The 19,516-nt window shown below is 62.7% G+C and carries 13 protein-coding genes and 1 pseudogene; 13 read left to right on the top strand and 1 reads right to left on the bottom strand.

Going from position 1 to position 19,516, the window contains the following annotated elements; genetic code table 11:
- The first annotated feature begins 1 nt into the window (after position 1).
- The 13 genes and pseudogenes from CLV84_RS18245 to CLV84_RS18190 all read left to right on the top strand — a co-directional run bounded on the left by CLV84_RS18245 (position 2) and on the right by CLV84_RS18190 (position 17,991).
- A complete protein-coding gene (locus CLV84_RS18245) occupies positions 2-3,241 on the top strand; it encodes a S41 family peptidase (protein ID WP_211295299.1) in 3,240 nt (1,079 codons plus the stop codon).
- A gap of 106 nt (positions 3,242-3,347) precedes the next feature.
- Positions 3,348-4,631: an amidohydrolase family protein gene (locus CLV84_RS18240; RefSeq protein WP_170067769.1), complete on the top strand. Its 1,284-nt coding sequence runs from the start codon at positions 3,348-3,350 to the stop codon at positions 4,629-4,631.
- Between the two features lie 115 nt (positions 4,632-4,746).
- A complete protein-coding gene (locus tag CLV84_RS18235; RefSeq protein ID WP_104421271.1) occupies positions 4,747-5,136 on the top strand; it encodes a hypothetical protein in 390 nt (129 codons plus the stop codon).
- The gene (locus CLV84_RS18230) at positions 5,133-5,339 is read left to right on the top strand and encodes a helix-turn-helix transcriptional regulator (RefSeq protein ID WP_104421270.1); all 207 of its coding nucleotides are present in this window, start codon (positions 5,133-5,135) and stop codon (positions 5,337-5,339) included. Before CLV84_RS18235 ends, CLV84_RS18230 begins: the two co-directional genes overlap by 4 nt.
- 55 nt (positions 5,340-5,394) lie before the next feature.
- Positions 5,395-7,872, top strand: a complete 2,478-nt coding sequence (locus CLV84_RS18225) for a glycoside hydrolase family 95 protein (RefSeq protein WP_104421269.1) — start codon at positions 5,395-5,397, stop codon at positions 7,870-7,872.
- Positions 7,873-8,032: 160 nt separating this feature from the next.
- Complete coding sequence (locus tag CLV84_RS18220; RefSeq protein WP_146088869.1) at positions 8,033-9,952, top strand: endo-1,4-beta-xylanase; 1,920 nt, start codon at positions 8,033-8,035, stop codon at positions 9,950-9,952.
- Between the two features lie 75 nt (positions 9,953-10,027).
- On the top strand, positions 10,028-11,503 hold the full coding sequence (locus tag CLV84_RS18215) for a deoxyribodipyrimidine photo-lyase (protein ID WP_170067768.1): 1,476 nt from the start codon (positions 10,028-10,030) through the stop codon (positions 11,501-11,503).
- A 214-nt stretch (positions 11,504-11,717) separates the two neighbouring features.
- The gene (locus CLV84_RS18210; RefSeq protein WP_104421537.1) at positions 11,718-13,997 is read left to right on the top strand and encodes a GH92 family glycosyl hydrolase; all 2,280 of its coding nucleotides are present in this window, start codon (positions 11,718-11,720) and stop codon (positions 13,995-13,997) included.
- Positions 13,998-14,196: 199 nt separating this feature from the next.
- Positions 14,197-15,255 (top strand): NAD-dependent epimerase/dehydratase family protein, encoded by a 1,059-nt coding sequence (locus CLV84_RS18205; RefSeq protein WP_104421266.1) that lies wholly within the window; start codon positions 14,197-14,199, stop codon positions 15,253-15,255.
- 353 nt (positions 15,256-15,608) lie between these two features.
- A complete protein-coding gene (locus CLV84_RS18200) occupies positions 15,609-17,030 on the top strand; it encodes a pyridoxal phosphate-dependent decarboxylase family protein (protein ID WP_104421265.1) in 1,422 nt (473 codons plus the stop codon).
- Positions 17,031-17,067: 37 nt separating this feature from the next.
- Positions 17,068-17,412 (top strand): annotated as a pseudogene (locus CLV84_RS22185) (GNAT family N-acetyltransferase); the annotation flags it as partial.
- Between the two features lie 36 nt (positions 17,413-17,448).
- Positions 17,449-17,580, top strand: a complete 132-nt coding sequence (locus CLV84_RS22355; protein ID WP_406603345.1) for a hypothetical protein — start codon at positions 17,449-17,451, stop codon at positions 17,578-17,580.
- Positions 17,581-17,604: 24 nt separating this feature from the next.
- The gene (locus tag CLV84_RS18190) at positions 17,605-17,991 is read left to right on the top strand and encodes a hypothetical protein (RefSeq protein WP_104421264.1); all 387 of its coding nucleotides are present in this window, start codon (positions 17,605-17,607) and stop codon (positions 17,989-17,991) included.
- A gap of 41 nt (positions 17,992-18,032) precedes the next feature.
- Here the strand turns inward: CLV84_RS18190 and CLV84_RS18185 are convergent, their stop codons facing one another.
- Entirely contained in the window at positions 18,033-19,502 is a 1,470-nt protein-coding gene (locus CLV84_RS18185) for a TrkH family potassium uptake protein (protein WP_104421536.1), read from the bottom strand.
- Positions 19,503-19,516: the final 14 nt, after the last annotated feature.

The following is a 19,516-nucleotide window of genomic DNA, read 5'->3' as shown; positions in this document are numbered from 1 at the left end:
CGTGAAACTACTTTTCCCCCTTCTCCTCGCCACCCTCGGCCTTACCGCCCAGCAAGCGCCCAACTGGCTCCGCCACGCGGCCATCTCCCCCGACGGCTCCCGCATCGCCTTTACCTACCGCGGCGACCTCTACACCGTGCCTTCCGGCGGCGGCGACGCCAATCGCCTGACCTACCACGACGCCCACGATTATATGGCTACCTGGAGCGCGGACGGGCAACGCATCGCCTTCGCATCCAACCGCTACGGCAACTTCGACGTCTTCGTGATGCCCGCTACCGGGGGGGACGCCACGCGCTTGACCTACCACAGCACCGACGAGCAGCCCTTCGCCTTCGGCGCCGGCGACAGCACCGTCATCTTCGGCGGCCAGCGGCAGGACGCCGCCGACCACCGGCAGTACCCCACCGGCAGCCAGCCCGAGCTGTACACCGTCTCCGCGACGGGCGGCCGCGTCGGCCAGCTCCTGACCGTACCGGCCGAGTACGCCCAATTGAGCCCGGACGGCAAGACCCTGCTCTACCACGATAAGAAGGGCGGCGAGAACGAATACCGCAAGCACCACACCTCGGCTATCACGCGCGACATCTGGGCCTACGACCTGGCCGCGGGTACCCACCGCCAGCTGACCGACAATACGGCCGAGGACCGGCAGCCCGTCTTCACCGCCGACGGCAGCGGCTTCTACTACCTGAGCGAGCGCGGCGGCAACTTCAACGTCTACAAGCGCAGCCTGGCGGGCGGTGCCGAGGAGCAGCTGACCGAGCTGGGTCCGCACCCGGTCCGCTTCCTGAGCCGCGGCGGCGACCTGCTCAGCTTCGGCTACGACGGCGAGCTGTACACCCTGCGCGAGGGTGGGGAACCCAAAAAAGTAGCGGTCAACATCGTGACCCAGGCCGGCAGCAATACCGACCGCTTCGTCAGCGTGGACGGCGACATCGAGGAAATGGCCGTTTCTCCCGACGGCAAGGAGATCGCCTTCGTGGCCCGCGGCGAGGTCTTCGTGACCTCCGCCGACGAGTCCTTCACCAAGCGCCTCACCACCACCCCGGAACGGGAACGCTTCGTAAGCTGGGGGCCGGAGGGCAAGTCGGTGGTGTACGCCAGCGAGCGCGACGGCAAGTGGAGCACCTATAAAACGGAGAAGGTCCGCGAGGAGGAACCCTTCTTCTACGCCGCCACCCTGCTGAAGGAAACGCCGGTACTCGAAAACGGTCGGGACAACTATCTGGCCGAGTACTCCCCCGACGGCAAGCGCCTGGCCTGGATCGAGGACCGCCGCAACCTGAAGGTGCGCAACCTGACCACCGGAAAGGATACGACCCTCCTGGGCGCCGACGAGCTCTTCCACATGCGCGACGGCGACAAGTACTTCACCTGGAGCCCCGATAGCGAGTGGCTGCTGGTCGAGCACGACGTGCTGCTCAACAACAGCGAAGTCCTGCTGCTGAAGGCCGACGGCGAAAAGCGCGTCAACCTCACCGAGAGCGGCTACTACGATTCCCGCCCGAAGTGGGTGGACGACGGCAAGGCCATGATTTGGTTCAGTAACCGTGACGGACTAAAGTCCTACGCTACCAGCGGGCAGAGCGAACAGGATGTATACGCGATGTTCTTCACCCAGGCCGCCTGGGACGAATTCAACCTCACTGAGGAAGAAAATAAGCTCCAGCAAGCCATCGAGAAAGCCAATAAGGCGGACGACAAGCAGGACGAAGAAGACGCGAAGGACAAAAAGAAGAAAGACGAACCAAAGACCGACAGCACCGAGGTGAAACCCCTCACTTTTGACTGGAACAGCCTGCACGACCGCACGAAGCGGCTGACCATCCACTCGTCCCGCCTGGGCGACGCGGTGCTGTCCAAAGACGGGGAAAAACTCTACTACCTGAGCCGCTTCGAAGACAAGCTGAACCTGTGGGTAACCAACCTGCGCACCCGCGACACCAAGATGGCCCTGGAGCTGGAAGCCGGTAACGGGAGCCTGCAGTGGGACCGCAAGCAGGAAAACCTCTACCTGCTCAGCAGCGGGAAGATCACCAAACTGGACATCGACAAGGAAAAGAAAACACTGGTGAAGCTGCAGGGCGAGATCCCCTTCGACGCGGTGGCCGAGCGGCGCGCCATCTTCGACCACGTTTGGCAGCGTACGGATGCGGTCTTCTACCACTCCAATTTCCACGGCGTGAACTGGGATTCCCTGCGGACCGTATACGCCAAGCACCTGCCTTCCATCGGCAACGACTTCGAGCTGGTGGAACTGCTCTCCGAAATGCTCGGCGAGCTCAACGTATCCCACGCCGGTGCCCGCTACCGGCCCACGGGCGGCGACAACCCCGACGAGACGGCCGCCCTCGGCATTTTCCCGAGCTACGACCACAGCGGCAACGGCATCCTGATCGAGGAGATCATCGACGGTGGCCCGCTGGACCGCGCGGCCTTCGACCTGAAGCCGGGCCTGCTGATCGAGCGCATCAACGGCGAACTGATCGCCGGCGACCGCGACTGGGCCGCCTACCTCAACCGCCTGGAGGGGGACTTCACCCTGCTGGAGCTCGTGGACCCGGAAACGGAGGAGCGGACCACCATCACCGTCAAGCCCATCAGCCAGGGCGAGGAAAGCCGGCTGCTGTACAAGCGCTGGGTGGAACGGAACGAAGAGGAGGTCGACTCACTGAGCCAGGGCCGGCTGGGCTACGTCCATATCCCGGGCATGAGCGACGAGCCCTACCGCAGCATCTACCAGGATATGATGGGTAAGTACTTCGAGCGCGAGGGCATGATCATCGATACCCGCTTCAACGGCGGCGGCGACCTGGTAGCCGACCTGGCTATGTTCTTCACCGGCGTCCCCTTCATCACCTACGCTACGGAGGCCAAGGTGGTGGGCGGCGAGCCGACCTCCCGCTGGACGAAACCGACCCTGGCCCTCATCAATGAGGCCCAGTACAGCGACGGCCACTGCTTCGCCGCCGGCTACAGCGACCTGAAGATCGGTAAGACCGTAGGCATGCCCACCCCCGGCACCTGCAGCTTCGCCGGCTGGGAGCGGCTGCCGAACGGCATCGTATGGGGCGTGGTGCCGGTAAGCGCCCGCGACATCGACGGCGACTGGATGGAAAACAACCAGACCGAACCCCAGATCAAAGTGAAGAACGAGCCGGCGGTGATCGCCGACGGCCGCGACCAGCAACTGGAGCGAGCCGTGGAGGTGATGTTGGACGACCTGGGTAGCCGGTAGGCGACTTTGGGGCAAGGATTGAATTAGTGAATGCGTGAAGGACCGAATGGGCTACCGCTCGGGAAGCGGGGAAAGGCTACATTTATTCAGCTTTACCCGACCATCCATGTACGCCAAGACTTGCCCCTTGCTCCTGCTGCTCTGCTGCTCCCTCGCGCTTACCGCCCAGGATACCACCCGCTACCTGATCCACGCCGGCCGACTTTTCGACGCCGAGAACGCCGCCTTTCTGGAAGACCGCTTTGTCTTCGTGGAAAACGACCGGATCACCGCGGTCACCCCGGCGGACGCGGACGAGCATACCGGATATACGCGCATCGACCTGAGTGAGGCTACGGTCACCCCGGGCCTCATCGATGCGCATACCCACCTGCTGTTCATGCAGCGGTCGAACGTACCCATGGAGCAGGACATCATCGAGCACACCGACCACGAGCGGTTGCTGCGCGGCGCGGAGCGCGCCCGCGTCTGGCTCGAAGCCGGCGTCACGACGGTGCGCGACCTGGGGAATTCGGGCACCTACCTGGACATCCCCCTGCGCAAGGCGCTGCGGGAGGGCTGGATCGACGGTCCGCGCCTCTTCGCGTCGGGACCGATCATCAGTCCGCCGGGCGGGCAGTTCGATGAGATGCCCTACTACCACGAACCCATTGTAGCCAAGGAATACGCCATCGTACGCACGGTGGAGGAAGCCCGTCGCGAGGTGGCGGACCACGCCGCCGCCGGGGTGGACGTGATCAAGATCTGCGCGACCAACGACCACGGCCTGACCCTCTCGGTGGAGGAAATGACCGCCATGGTGGAGGAGGCCCGGCGCCACGGCTTGCCGGTGACGGCCCACGCTACCTACGACGACGTGATCCGCGACGCGGTCCGGGCCGGGGTGCACGGCATCGAGCATGGCTACTCGGTGAACGACGAAACCCTGCGGATGCTGGCGGATTCCGGGGTATACCTGGTGCCGACCGACGGCACCGCGGAGGGCTACATCCACATATTCGAGGCTGGGCCGGACGTGAAGATCAACGAGGAGAACGTGCGCAACTGGGTGGCCAGTAGCCAGGACCGGCTCCGTCGGGCAATCGCGGCCGGCGTCGAAATCGTATGGGGGTCGGACATGTACCTGGAGAGCACGGATCCGCCCGGCTGGGCCGCGCTGACGGGGCTGGTCAGCTACGCGGAAGCGGGTATCTCGAGCGCCGAGGTGTTGCGCTTCGCCACGCTGCATGCGGCCCGCGCGGTCGGGCAGGACGACCTGGGGGTTATCCGGCCGGGGGCCCTGGCCGACCTGATCGCCTTCACCGGCGACCTGGAGGGGGAATTCGCCGCCGCGCTGCAGGCAGGCCCCGTCTTCGTCATGCGGGACGGCAGGGTGTACGTGGAGCGATAGCGGATGGGTTTTCTCCTGCGCTCCGACGCCCACTATGGCAAATGCAGCAAAAAAATTGGTAAGCTGACTTGACAATATGTAAATAAAACTTTACATTTAAGGGAAAGCACTGCATATGACTACGCGTCATCCCTACCTGATATCCTGGTTTTCCGGCAGCTTCTACTTCGGGATCTTTCTGATGGTAATGGCCGCGGGCGCTGCCGTCCGCGAGCAACTGATCAACGGGAGCTGGTACGTGGAAAGCCTGCTCGCCACATTTGCCATGGGATTGCTGTTTCTCTACTTTTCCGGGAAACCCATGATCGACGAGCGGATCCGCCTGCTTAAGTTCAAGGCGCTGGCTTCCGGCTTCGTGGTCAGCAGCATCCTGTTTTCCATCCTCAACTACCTGGTCACGTACCCGGACGGGCGGCAGACCGATGCGCTTTCTTCCAACTGCTTCGCGATCGCTTGTCTGTCGGTCGCTTTCTTTGCTTACCAGATCCTGAAGCAGCGCGAATGACCAATTCGATCCGAGTGGAGCGAGCCCGTCACAGACTGTCGCAGGCGGCGCTCGCCGAGCGGGTGCAGGTGACCCGGCAGACCATCCACGCCGTGGAAAGCGGCCGCTTCAACCCTTCGGCCGTCCTGGCCCTGAAGATCGCCGCCGTCCTGCAGATACGGGTTGACGAGTTGTTTGTCCTGGAAGCGCACGACTGGGAATGAGCGGGGAGGACGCAAGCGGTGATTCGTTATTTTACCGGCCGAATCCATTTGCTATATGCCCATCTACCGGCTTCTTTCGCTGCTTGTACTCCTGCTTTCCACCTCCGCTGGGCTTTTTGCCCAGGCACTTGCCGATGACAACCCGATGGTGCTCTGGTACACCGGCCCCGCCGAGCGGTGGGAACAGGCGCTGCCGCTGGGCAACGGCCGACTCGGCGCCATGGACTACGGGCAGACCGACACCGCCGTCTTCCAGCTGAACGAGGAAACGGTCTGGGCCGGCGAGCCGGGGAACAACCTGCGGCCGGAACTGCGGGCTTACCTGCCCGAGATCCGCCGCCTGATCTTTGCCGGAGAACACGCCGCGGCGCAGGAACTGGCCAATTCGGTACTGCCCTTCGGACACGGCGACGGCAACTACGGCATGTGTTACCAGCCGGTCGGGGACCTGCGCCTGGTCTTCGACGATGCAAGTCCGCTGGAGGATTACTACCGCGAGTTGGACATTGCCAATGCCTACAGCACCACCAGTTACCGCCGCGGCGGCATCAACTACCGCCGGGAGGCCTTTGCTTCCCTGGCCGACGACGTGGTGGTGATCCAGCTGACCGCCGACCGGCCCGGCAGTCTGTCCTTCACCCTCGACCTGCCGAGCCCGCACGCTGCCCCACAATACACGACCGACGCGGAAAGCCTGACACTGCGGGCCACCTCGAGCGACTTCGAAAATAAGACGGGCCGGGTGGCCTTTACCACCCGCGTACTGCCGCGGCTGAGCGGGGGCTCCCTGTCGGCTACGGACACCTCCCTGACGGTAACCGGGGCGGATACCGTCGTACTCTTCGTTTCCACCGGTACGAATTTCGTCAGCTACGACGACCTCTCGGCGGACCCCGACTTTCGCGCCAATGCCGCCCTGCAGTCTACGGTCGGCAAAACCTACGATGAGCTCAAGACCGCCCACATGGCGGCCTACCGGACATACTTCGACCGGGTCGACCTCAACCTGGGCAGCACCGCGGCGATCACCAACCCCACGGACCTCCGGGTAGCCGATTTTGCTACGGGCGACGATCCGCAACTGGTGGCCCTGTACTTCCAATTCGGTCGCTACCTGCTCATTTCCAGTTCGCAACCCGGTAGCCAGCCCGCCAACCTGCAAGGTATCTGGAACCACCATATGACGCCGCCCTGGGACAGTAAGTACACCGTCAACATCAACGCGGAGATGAACTACTGGCCGGCCGAGCCGACCAACCTGTCGGAACTGCACGCCCCCCTACTGGGCTTGGTCAAAGACATCGCCGAGACAGGGCGTGCGGCCGCATCGGAGGTATACGGATCGCGTGGGTGGGCGATTCACCACAACACCGATATCTGGCGCATTTCGGGCGTCGTCGACGGCGCGTTCTTCGGACTGTGGCCCAACGGCGGTGCCTGGCTGAGCCAACATCTTTGGCAGCATTACCTCTACACGGGCGACACCGCCTACCTGGCGGAGGTGTATCCCATCCTGAAGGGTGCCGCCGATTTTTACCTCGACAACCTGCTGGCGGAGCCCGAGCGGGGGTGGATGGTGCTCAGTCCGTCGATGTCGCCGGAGAACGCCCACCACGAAGGGGTAAGCATTGCCGCCGGCACGACCATGGATAACCAGCTGATCTTCGACGTATACCAAAACGCCGTGGCGGCCGCCGAACTGCTGGGCCGGGATGCGGCCTACGCGGATACCCTGCGGGCGATGCTGCCCCGGCTGGCGCCGATGCAGATCGGCAGCTGGGGGCAACTCCAGGAATGGATGCACGATTGGGACCGGCAGGACGACCGCCACCGCCACGTGTCGCACCTCTACGGGCTCTACCCCTCCAACCAGATCTCGCCCTACCGCACACCAGAACTGCTGACCGCGGCCCGCACCTCGCTGGAGGCCCGGGGCGACGAGAGCACCGGCTGGTCAATGGGATGGAAAGTGAACCTCTGGGCGCGCTTCCTCGACGGCGACCACGCCCTGAAGCTCATCCGCGACCAGCTGACGCCGGCCGTACCCCTGGGGGGCGGACGGGCGCGGGGCGGCACCTACAACAACCTCTTCGATGCCCACCCGCCCTTCCAGATCGACGGGAACTTCGGCTGTACGAGCGGCATCGCGGAGATGCTGCTCCAGAGCCACGACGGCGCCGTGCACGTATTGCCGGCCCTGCCTACGGACTGGTCAGAGGGCTCGGTTTCGGGGCTGCGGGGCCGGGGCGGCTTCGAGGTGGACCTGCGGTGGTCGGAAGGAAAAGTGGATTCGGTAACGGTACAGTCGGCCCTGGGTGGCAACTTGCGCCTGCGGTCGTACGTGCCCCTGACGGGCGCCGGGCTCCGGAAGGCCAGCGGCGATAATCCCAATCCCCTCTTCGCGGTACCGACGGTTGCGGAACCCGTGATCCGTCCGGAAACCTTCACGGCGGATGCCCGCGCCCCGCGGGTATTCGAATACGACGTGCCGACGGCCCCCGGCGATCGCCTGGTGTTCACCGCGGCTCGCTAGGCTCGATTTCCGCCAAAGATTATAAAAATCACAATGTGTTGGCTTTGGGCAATAATTTTGCACAATCGTTTGCGTAAATCCTTGGAAATGCCGCCTGGCGGTATATATTCACGGTCGGCCGCTATTGGCCACTTCGCTTTTTGCCACCAAAACTCGATCGATGCAAAGATTTTACCCACCCATTTTTCTCGTCCTGCTATGTCTGCTACTCCCAGGCACGCTACTCCTCGCGCAGGACGTCAACCTGATCCAAAACCCGAGCTTCGAAGAGGGCGATGGAGACGACTTCACTAACTGGAACAAGTACAACGGTGGCGAATACCTGGTGCAAACCACCGAGGAGGACAATGTACGTACCGGCGACCGGGCCCTGCAGGTCAACAGCCCCGGCACCGCACCGGACCACTGGCGCGTACAATTGGCCACGGACGAAATCACGACCACGCCGGGGAACGAGTACACCTTCACCATTTGGGCGAAGGCCGAAACGGAAGGCGGCATCGTCCGCTTCTCGACCCAGCCGAACGCCCTTTACCGACCTGACACCATCGTGCCAACTGAATGGACCCAACTCACCTGGACCTTCACCGCCAACGAACCGGCGACCGTGATTGCCCTGGACCTGGGCTACAGCGAGGCTACCTACTATTTTGACGACGCCGAGATGCTCGGACCGGTGACTCCCTGTATCGACACCTTCTCGGTAGACAGCACCCAGACCCCCATCGCCGCCGGGAAGAACAAGTTCATCGGCTCGGTCTACGGCGGTAGCCAGTCGGCCGATTTCGAATACTACTTTAACCAGGTCACCCCCGAGAACGCCGGCAAATGGGGCAGCGTAGAGGGTACCCGCGACACCTTCGATTGGCAGCAGCTCGACAGCATCCGCGCCTTCGCCGCCCGCAATGATTTCCCCTTCCGCTACCACGTCCTCCTGTGGGGTGCCCAGCAGCCTACCTGGCTGAAGCCGCTTTCGGACGAGGAGAAAGTGGACGAGATCATCGAGTGGATTTCCGGCGTGGCCGACCACTTCGACGGCAGCAGCGATGCCCGTGCGACCCTCGAGTACGTGGAGGTACTTAACGAATTCATCAACCAGCCGCCCGATAACCTGGGCCAGAACGCCGACGATGCCGGTAGCGGTGACTACATCGGCGCCCTGCGGTCGCTCAACGATTCGCTGCAGACCACTCCGGGCGAGTACGACTGGATCGTCAATGCCTTCAAAATAGCCCGTAGCTATTTCCCCTGTGAGGAAACCAAGTTGATGCTGAATGAATACAACGTGGTCAACGGCGGGGGTACCACCACCCGGGATTACGTCGAAGTCGCCGAGCTGCTAGACTCCCTCGGTTTGGTCGATGTTCTGGGTTTCCAGGGACATGCCTTCTCCACCCGGGTGTACAACAACGTTTACAACGACTCGACCTTCGCCGCGCAAACCGCCGTACTCACCCGAAAACTCGACAGCCTGGCCATGATCGGCCTGCCGCTGATGGTCACCGAACTGGATATTGACGGCAACACCGACGGCACCTACACCGAGACCAACGACCAGATGGTGGCCGATTCCTTCCAGCTGGCGGAGTACGAGCGGGTATTCGGACTCTTCTGGAACCACCCCTCTGTCATCGGCATCACCCTGTGGGGCTATCGGAGCGGACTATGGCGGAATGATCAGGAAGCATACCTCTTCGACCCATGTACTACGGGGCCCCGTCCGGCCCTCGCCGAGTACCTGAACGACAGCCTGCGCCGTGCGGACAACCCGCCCCTGAACGAGTTCACCTACTGCGCACCGAGCTCGATCTTCAGCCAGCCTACGGAGCTGACCACCAGCGTAGAGATCTTCCCCAACCCTACCGCGGGCAGCTTCACCGTGCGCCTGGGTGAGGCCCTGAACCGGGCCGAACTGCGGATCTACGACCAGCTGGGTAAGGAGGTGGCCCGCCAAAACGCGGACCGCCAGGAAATCATTCCGGTCAACGCAGGAGCACTTAACCTGCGCCCCGGCGCCTACATCATTACCGTGACCGCCGAAGGCAAACGGACCGCCCGTCGCCTGATCGTGACCCGGTAACCGGTAGCATAAATAGCTTTCGCCGCGGGCGGATCGGAGGGAAGAACCCTTTGATCCGCCCGCGGTTGTTTGGGGGTGACTGCCCACGACATCCTACGCCAGCGTACCCGCCCACTTACTTCCCAGCCGGTCAATCGATCCGGCGCGTACGTGCTCTGCTGGCTGATGCAGGCGCTGCGCAGCGAGCATAATCCCGTCCTGGACGTGGCCATCCTGCTGGGCAACGACCTGGGCCTTCCGGTGGTCGTGGTACATGCCCTCGAGAACCGCTACCCCTACGCCTCCCATCGGCTGCATCGGTTCATTCTGGAGGCGAGCCTGGACCTGCAGGCCGGACTAGAGGAGCGTGGCCTCCGCTTCGTCCGCTGGGTTCGTCGTGCGGGAGAGGGAGAAGTCGACATCGTGGCCAAGCTGGCCGAACCCGCCGCCGCCGTAGTCGTGGATGACGTACCCACCTTCGTGACGCGGCGCTACGCCGACGAGTTGGCCGGGCGGCTGTCCGCTGCCGTATGGGCGGTCGACGCCTGCTGCGCCGTGCCGATGAATGCGTTCTCCGGGCACCTGGATACGACGAAAAAATTCCGGGCGGCGCATACGCCCCTGCGCGACAAGTACCTGGCTACGGAACTGGAACAGCGGCCTGCGGTCGGACCGTTCGCCGGCCCCCTCGACCTGGGCTCCGGCGAGGCCACCGACCGGACCCTCGACCGGCTGGATCAACTGATTGAAACCTGCGGCGTCGACGAGTCGGTACGGGCGGTGCCCGCTTACCCCGGCGGCCGCACCCAGGCGCTGGAGCGGCTGGACCACGCGGTGCGGGAAGTGGTGCCGCGCTACAAGTGGACGCGGAACAATCCGGCGCTGGCGGAGGACTCGACCCACCTGTCGCCCTATATGCACTTCGGGGTGCTCTCGCCGCGGGAGGTAGCCCTGGCCGTGCTCCGGGCCGAGCAGGCCGGGGACGTGCATCCGGCGGCGCGGTATAAATTCTTCGACGAGCTGCTGACCTGGCGGGAATACTTTCACCACCGCTGCCGGAAGCTGCCGGACTTCACGCGGTGGGCGGCCCTGCCGGAGTGGGCGCGCAAGAGTCTGCTGGCGCACGCCGGCGACGAACGGGAGCGGGTCTACGAACTGGAGGCCCTGATCCACGGGGAGACCGACGACGAAAGCTGGAACGCCGCCCAGAAAGCCTTCGTGCTGGACGGCTGGATGAACAACAACCTGCGCATGTACTGGGTCAAGCAGCTCCTCCGCTGGCGGCCGGACCCGAAGGAGGCCTTCGCCGTGGCCTGCTACCTCAACGACCGCTTCAGCCTGGACGGCCGCGACGCCTCCACCTACGGCAACATCCACTGGGGCTTCGGCGACGCGAAGAAGGGCTACCGCGAAATCGACGTGTACGGCTGGGTACCGCCCCGCAGCGATGCCGCCCTGCGCCGCCGCAAGGGGGTGGGGGACTGGCTGGCGGAGCAGGCGGGGCGGGATGTCCCGCGGGTGAGCGTGCCGGGGGATATTGCCGACTTAGTGGACCGGTATGCCCGAAGCTGACGGCGTCTCCTGGTCCGCCGAGCGATAGCTCGTCTACCCAGGAGCGTACATCTTAACGGAGAATGAGCGTCCGATCCGCTTCGGCAGACCAACTGCGCACGCTACGTTGGGCGGACGAAGCTAATGTTCCACTAAATCGATTTACTTTTACAATACGTACTTACCGGCTACCTTACTGCCATCCCGAAACTATCCCGTCATGCTCCTACTCCATATGCGTACCCTGCTGCTCCTGTTTGTACTAGCCTTATCGATGAATCTTTCCGCGCAGGATTGGGCCACCGCCCAGCCCGTAGACTACGCGCGCCCGCTCATGGGGACCGACTCGGAATACCGCCTCAGCAACGGCAACGTCTACCCCGCCATCGCCCGCCCCTGGGGGATGAACTTCTGGACCCCCCAGACCGGCGAAATGGGCAATGGCTGGGCCTACACCTACGATGCGTACCGCATCCGGGGCTTCAAGCAGACCCACCAGCCCTCTCCGTGGATGAACGATTACGGGCAGTTCTCCCTCATGCCGGCTACCGGCACCCCCCGCTTCCACGAAGACGAACGGCAGAGCTGGTTTTCCCACAAGGCCGAAACGGTGCAACCGCATTACTACAGCGTATACCTGGCCGACCACGATATCACCACCGAAATCACCCCCACCGACCGGGCGGCTATGTTCCGCTTCACCTTCCCCGAGACCGACAGCGGCTTCGTGGTCGTCGACGCCTTCGACCGCGGCTCCTACGTGAAGATCATCCCGGAAGAACGCAAGGTCATCGGCTATACCACCCGCAACAGCGGCGGGGTACCGGAGAACTTCCGTAACTACTTCGTGGTGCAGTTCGATACCGATTTCGCCTGGACTAAAACCTTCCAAGATTCAGTATTAACCGAAGGCCTGGAAGCGGAGGTGAACCACGCCGGGGCGCTAGTTGGTTTCCGGACCTCGGCGGACGAGCAAATCCACGCCCGCGTCGCCTCTTCCTTCATCAGCCACGAACAGGCCGAACGGAACCTGCAGGAACTGGGCGACGACGACTTCGAGGCCGTCCGCCAGGAGGGCCGGGACGTCTGGAACGAGGAACTCGGCCGCATCCAGGTGGAAGGCGGTACGCCGGACCAGGTGGCCACCTTCTACAGCTGCCTGTACCGCTCCCTGCTCTTCCCCCGCAAGTTTTACGAATTCGACGCGGACGGCGAGGTAGTACACTATAGCCCCTACAACGGGGAGGTGCGCCCCGGCTACCTCTTCACCGATACGGGCTTCTGGGACACCTTCCGGGCACTCTTTCCCTTCCTCAATCTGATGTACCCCGAACTGAACGGCCACATCCAGGAGGGGCTGTCCAACACCTACGACGAAAGCGGCTGGTTGCCGGAATGGGCGAGCCCCGGACTGCGCAACGTCATGGTCGGGAATAACTCCGCCTCCGTGGTCGCCGAAGCCTATTTGAAAAGCGGCGAGGCCTACGACTACGACATCGAGAACCTTTACGAGGCCCTGAAACACGGCGCCAACAACGCCGGCCCCCTGACCGCCGTGGGCCGGGCCGGTGCCGAGTACTACAACGAGCTCGGTTACGTCCCCTACGACGTCGACATCAACGAAAGCGCGGCCCGCACCCTGGAGTACGCCTACGACGACTTCGCCATCTATCAGCTGGCCAAGAAACTGGGCAAACCGGCGGAAGAAGTGGAAAAGTACCGTCAGCGGAGCCTGAACTACCGCAAGCTCTTCGACCCCGAGACCGGCCTCATGCGCGGCAAAAACGAGAACGGCGAATTCATGGCCCCCTTCAATCCCTATAAGTGGGGCGACGCCTTCACCGAGGGCAACAGCTGGCACTACAGCTGGTCGGTCTTCCACGACGTACAGGGCCTGATCGATCTCATGGGCGGCGAGGAGGCTTTCACCACGAAGCTCGACAGCGTCTTCTCCCTACCGCCGGTCTTCGACGACAGCTACTACGGCCAGGTGATCCACGAGATCCGGGAGATGCAGATCGCCGATATGGGGCAGTACGCACACGGTAATCAGCCGATCCAGCACATGATCTACCTCTACAACTACGCCGGCCAGCCGTGGAAAACGCAGCACTGGGTACGGGAGACCATGAACCGGATGTACCACCCCGGTCCGGACGGCTACGCCGGCGACGAGGACAACGGGCAGACCTCGGCCTGGTACGTCTTCTCGGCCCTCGGCTTCTACCCCGTAGCTCCGGCTACCGATCAGTACGTACTGGGCGCGCCCCTCTTCGAGCGCATCACCCTGGAGCTGGAGAACGGCAATACCCTGGTCATCTCCGCCCCCGAAAACAGTGACGTGAATCGCTACGTCCAGCGCGTAAGCTGGAACGGCGAGCCCTACGAAAAGAACTGGGTCAGCCACGAGGCACTGATGCAGGGCGGCACCCTCGAGTTCGAAATGGGCCCGGAACCTAACCGGGAGTGGGGGACGGAGGCTTCGGCGTATCCGTACTCGCTTTCCCGGGAGTAAAGAGCCGGTTCGGGGGGTCCGCCCGTGTAGCCTACCCCATATCATCGCCACCCGCAGTAGCTGGGATTTAATTCGGGAACCGATACCTCCCGGAACCTTACGACCTGGCATGCGGGCGGCGGAGCGCAGGGGCAAACCTACGCCGTAAGCGAACAAAAGGCCGGCACCCCGACTACCATTGCCAAAGCCCCACCTTCCTATGCAAACGATCGATCGCAGCAAACCCGTTTTAGTCACCGGCGCAACCGGCTATGTAGCCGGCTGGCTGGTAAAAAAGCTCCTGCTCGAAGGATTCACCGTCCATGCCCCCGTACGCCAACCCGATAACGAGGCAAAGCGGGCCCACCTGGACGAACTGGCCGCAACCGCCCCGGGCACGATTCGCTACTTCCGGGCCGACCTCCTGGACGAAGGCTCCTACACCGAAGCCATGCAGGGCTGCGAACTGGTTTTCCACACCGCTTCCCCCTTTAGCCCCAATGTGGATAACCCGGAACGGGAGCTGATCGAGCCCGCCGTAAAGGGCACCAAAAACGTACTCAACGGCGCCAACGCGGTCAAAAGCGTAAAACGGGTGGTCCTCACCAGCAGCTGCGCGGCCATCTACACCGACGCCACCGACTGCCAAAGGGCACCCGGCGGTGTCCTAACCGAGAGCGTCTGGAACACCACGGCCTCGCTCGATTATCAACCCTACGCCTTTTCCAAGACCCTGGCGGAAAAAACCGCCTGGGATATGGCCAACGCCCAGAGCCGTTGGGACTTGGTGACCATTAACCCCTGCCTGGTCATGGGGCCCACCCTCAATCCGGGCGGCACCACTTCGGAAAGCCTGAGTTTGCTCAGGCAACTTGGCGACGGCACCATGCGCAGCGGCGTCCCCAATGTCAATATCGGCCTGGTTGACGTGCGGGACGTGGCCGACGCGCACTACCTGGCGGCCTTTACCCCCGAAGCCAAGGGCCGGTATATCACTTGCGCCCACAATACGTCCTTCCCGGAATTGGCGCGTGCCCTGCAACCGAAGTACGGTAAAGATTACCCCATTCCCACCCGTACCCTACCGAAGTGGCTGGTCATGATCGTGGGGCCGCTCGTCAATAAATCGCTTTCCCGCCGCTTCGTGCGCAACAACGTCGGCGTACCCTGGACGGCGGATAATTCGAAGATTCGCAACCAATTGGGAATCAACTTCCGGCCCTTGAAAATGACAATGGAAGACGCCTTCGAAGTGCTGGTGGAGGAGGGGATGGTGTAGAATTTGAGGTTTGGCGCCCACTCCCCCCCCGACTCGGAATGTGGCAACCCCGATCGCCCGGATTCCCGGCACAGATGGAAACGAATTTTCCCGCAATACGCTTGCGACTTTCCAATTATCGGAAGCATTGCGACCACCTCCCGTTACGGCTTGGCGTTACCTGGCGCTCCTGCTTTTCTTTGCGGTCCCCCGCCGTCAATCAGCGACATCGCTTAGCCGCACTCCGTGGTTCCTCCTTGGCTAACCGAAGCCGCGAAACGACAAGGCTCTGCTGAGCTGCCCCTTCCAAAGGCAAACCACATAAGCAGGCGGACCCAAAGAGAAAGATGCCCGGGTCACCCTACCTTCGGGATATGGATTTCGACCTTACCCCAGATCAGCGGCAACAACTGTTCAATCAATTGCTGCCACGACTCGAGCAATTTTATGGCCAAACCCGTGACCTGCGGGTAAGTCCCGAACTGGACCCGGAAAAAATACGGGAATGGGTAGCCGGATTCGACTTCTCCCGGCCCCTGCCGCCGCTGGAAGCCGTGGATACGGTAGTGGATAACTTACTGAAGTACCAGGTACACGTCCCCCATCCCATGTACTACGGACTTTACAATCCCCGCACCAACTTCCCATCCATCCTGGCGGAGCTGATCGCGGGTTACTTCAATCCCCAGCTGGCCGCCTGGAGTCACTCCCCCTACGCCGCGGAAGTAGAGCGTTACCTGCTCCGGGAATACGGTGCCCGCTTCGGTTACGCCCGCGAATCGGTCGACGGCACCTTCACCAGCGGCGGCGCCGAGGCCAACCTGACCGGTATCCTCTGCGCCCTCAACCATACCTTCCCGGACTACGCCAACCAGGGCTACCGGGCCTTTCACCGGGAGCCGGTGATCTACTGCTCCGATCAGGCCCACCACTCCGTCGTCAAGGCCGCCCGGGTCGTCGGGCTCGGCCTCCAGGCGGTCGTCACCATTCCTACCAACGACCGGCTGGAGCTCTCCGTCGACTCCCTGCGCGATCACTTCCTGGCCGACCGGACCGCCGGCAACCGCCCCTTCCTGGTGATCGCCACCGCGGGCACCACGGGAACCGCCGCCATCGACAAGTTGTCGGCCATCGCGGAGCTCTGCCGGCAAAACGATTGCTGGTTCCACGTCGACGCCGCTTTCGGAGGTGCGGCCGTCCTTAACGACGATTACCGCCACTGGCTCAAAGGTATCGAGCGGGCCGACTCCATCGCCACCGACATTCACAAGTGGCTCTCGGTACCGATGGGTACCGGTATGCTCCTTACCCGCCACCCCGACATCCTGGATAAAACGTTCAACACCCAGGCCGCCTATATGCCCCGGGAAGGCAAGTCCCTGTCGATCGTCGACCCCTATACCCATACCATCCAATGGTCACGCCGTTTTCTCGGCCTGCGGATGTACCTCTCGCTCCTGGTTTTCGGCTGGGCGGGCTACGCCAAAACGATCCGCCACCACGTGGAGATGGGCGACTACCTGCGGGAGCGCCTCACCGCCCACGGGTGGACCCTCACCAACGACACCCCACTGCCCGTGGTCTGCTTTTCCCGGCCGGGCGTGACCGATGCCGGGGCTTTCGCACGGGAAGTGTGTAGCCGCGTGGTCGCATCGGGGGAAGCATGGATATCGGTTTATCCGATTCGGGGAGTGGATTGCTTACGGGCCGGCATTACGAACTACGCCACCACCCGCGCGGACATCGATAAGCTCCTGGCGCTGCTGGAACGGGTGAGGAGTGCGGTTACCAACTAGTAAGCGTGCCGACCATTCGTAAGACGCCCCGGTTGCTATTACGCGAATCGCACCCGGCGACGCGGACGCCCTGTATAGGCTGAACGCCGATCCGGAAGTCATCCGCTACACCGGCGACGGTCCCTTCGCTTCGGTAGCGGCGGCCGCGGACCTGATCCGCGACTACCCCGATTACGGGCGAAACGGATTCGGTCGGTGGGCAGTCATTGAGCGGGGCACCGGCAGCTTCCTCGGTTGGTGTGGCCTAAAACGCAACCTCGATCGGACGGTCGACATCGGCTACCGGCTGTTTCGCGCATACTGGGGGCGAGGCTACGCCACGGAAGCGGCCGCCGCAAGCCTGGTACATGGCTTCGATGCCCTCGAATTACCCGCTATCATCGGCCGGGCGGCCGTAGCGAACGGGGCATCCATCCGCGTGCTGGAAAAGATCGGGATGCAGTTCCACGCCAGGGAAACGGCGGAAGATCTCGGGGAAGCGGTGATCTATCGGCTCACGCGGGAAACCTTCCGGCTCAACCGGGGGGTCGGAGCCGGCCGATCGTCGTAGTTTTGCATTATTACCCCCGCTAATTTGCGCTACGTCCGCCTCATCGAGGTCATCAATTTGCAAAACCTGGCGCTGATCAAACTGTCGCTCGATCGGTCGGGACTCCGCTACCGGGTACTTTTCGAGCACAGCCTCCACGTCGGCAGCTACCTGCTCGGTGGAAGTAGGGGGGCGGTGATCCAGGTGCTCGAGCCGGACTACGCCGATGCGGTCCGCATACTCGCCGACGAGGGATTTACGGCAGATAGCCGCGATTCCCGCGACGCTTTCGGCCGCCTGCACGAGTTGGAGCTCCTTACGGAGAGCTTGCCGCTCATCGGCCGGTGGAGCATGACGTGGCGGCTACTGGTCCTGGCCCTCCTATTGGCGGTCTTGCTGGCCTCACTGATCTATTTCTTGGTCTTCGGCTGATTGGAATATCCATCGTGACGTTATTCTGACCCGGAACCAGCTCAGTTCAGCCGCCAGAAGTAGGGCGTGAAGAGTACGAGCACCGTAAAGAGTTCCAGGCGCCCGATGATCATCACGAAGCAAAGGACCAATTTCACCGGTGCGGACAGCCAGGAGAAATTGTCCACCGGCCCCACTTCCCCGATTCCCGGCCCGACATTGCCGAGGCTGGTAGCCATGGCTCCGATGGCCGTCATGAAATCGAGCCCGAGTACGCTGAGCACCACCGATCCGAAGACGAAAAGGATGAGGTAGAGCAGCAGGAAATTGAAAATATGGGTGATGATCCGGCCCGGTACGATCTGGCCGTTGAGGCGCAGGGGGATGATGGCCTGCGGATGGACGATACGCCGGAACTCGAGGTAACTGTTCTTCAGGAAGACCAGGTTCCGGATAATCTTGATGCCCCCGGAAGTAGACCCCGCGCACGCCCCCAGGAAGAGCAGGACGAAGCAGATCATCGTCAGGCTGGGTGCCCAACTGGTGTAGTCGGCGGTGACGAATCCCGTCGTCGTGATGAGGCTTACCACCTGGAAGACGCTCTCGCGAAAGCTTTGCTCCAGGGGGTTTCCGGTAATGTACCATACACGGGCCGTGAAGAAGAGGGACAATACGATCACCAACCCGATGTACGCTTTGAGCTCGTCGCTCTGCCATACCTCCGACCACCGCATTTTGATGCTCAGATACAGCACCGTGTAGTTCACCCCGGCCAAAAACATGAAGATCGTGATGAGGTACTGGATCCGCGGCGGGAATACCCCCGCGCTCCCATTGTAAACGCTGAATCCACCGGTCGCCATCGTGGTCAGGGAGTGATTGATGGCGTCGTAGCCCGACAGCCCCATCACATACATCAGCACCCCGAGCAGCAGGGTCAGCCCCACGTAAATGAACCAGAGGCGTTTGGCGGTCTCGCTGATGCGGGGGTGGAGCTTGTCGGAGGTCGGCCCCGGGGCCTCGGCGGCGAAGAGCTCGATGCCCCCGATGCCCAACAGCGGAAAGATGGCCACCGTAAGTACGATGATCCCCATACCCCCGATCCACTGCGTAAGGCTGCGCCAGTAAAGGAGGCCCCGGGGTTGGATCTCGATGTCGCTAAGGGTGGACGCCCCGGTGGTCGTCATGCCCGACACCGTCTCGAAGAGGGCATCGGCCACGTTCGGCAGCATGCCGCTGTAGAGATAGGGCAACATACCGAAGGTAACCATGGCCGTCCAGCTCAATGCCACGATCAGGTAGCCCTCCCGCTTGCGAATGGTCAGGTCGCTGGGCTGGGGTAGCGAACCGCGTGGGGCCCGGGGGACGAGAAAAAGCAAGCCGGCGGCCCCGATGGTCGTCAGTCCCGCGTAAAGCAGGGGCAGCATGCTCTCCCCGAAGTAATAGCTGAACGGCATGCCCGTAAGCATCAGTGCGCCGATAATCAGCAACAGCACGCTGACGACCCTCGCGATGGGGCGAAAATTGATCAGGCGTTTATTCATCG

Source organism: Neolewinella xylanilytica, from assembly GCF_002934605.1.
GTDB classification, from domain to species: domain Bacteria; phylum Bacteroidota; class Bacteroidia; order Chitinophagales; family Saprospiraceae; genus Neolewinella; species Neolewinella xylanilytica.
Note: the sequence above shows the minus strand (reverse complement) of the source record. Positions and strands in the feature narration are given on the sequence as shown.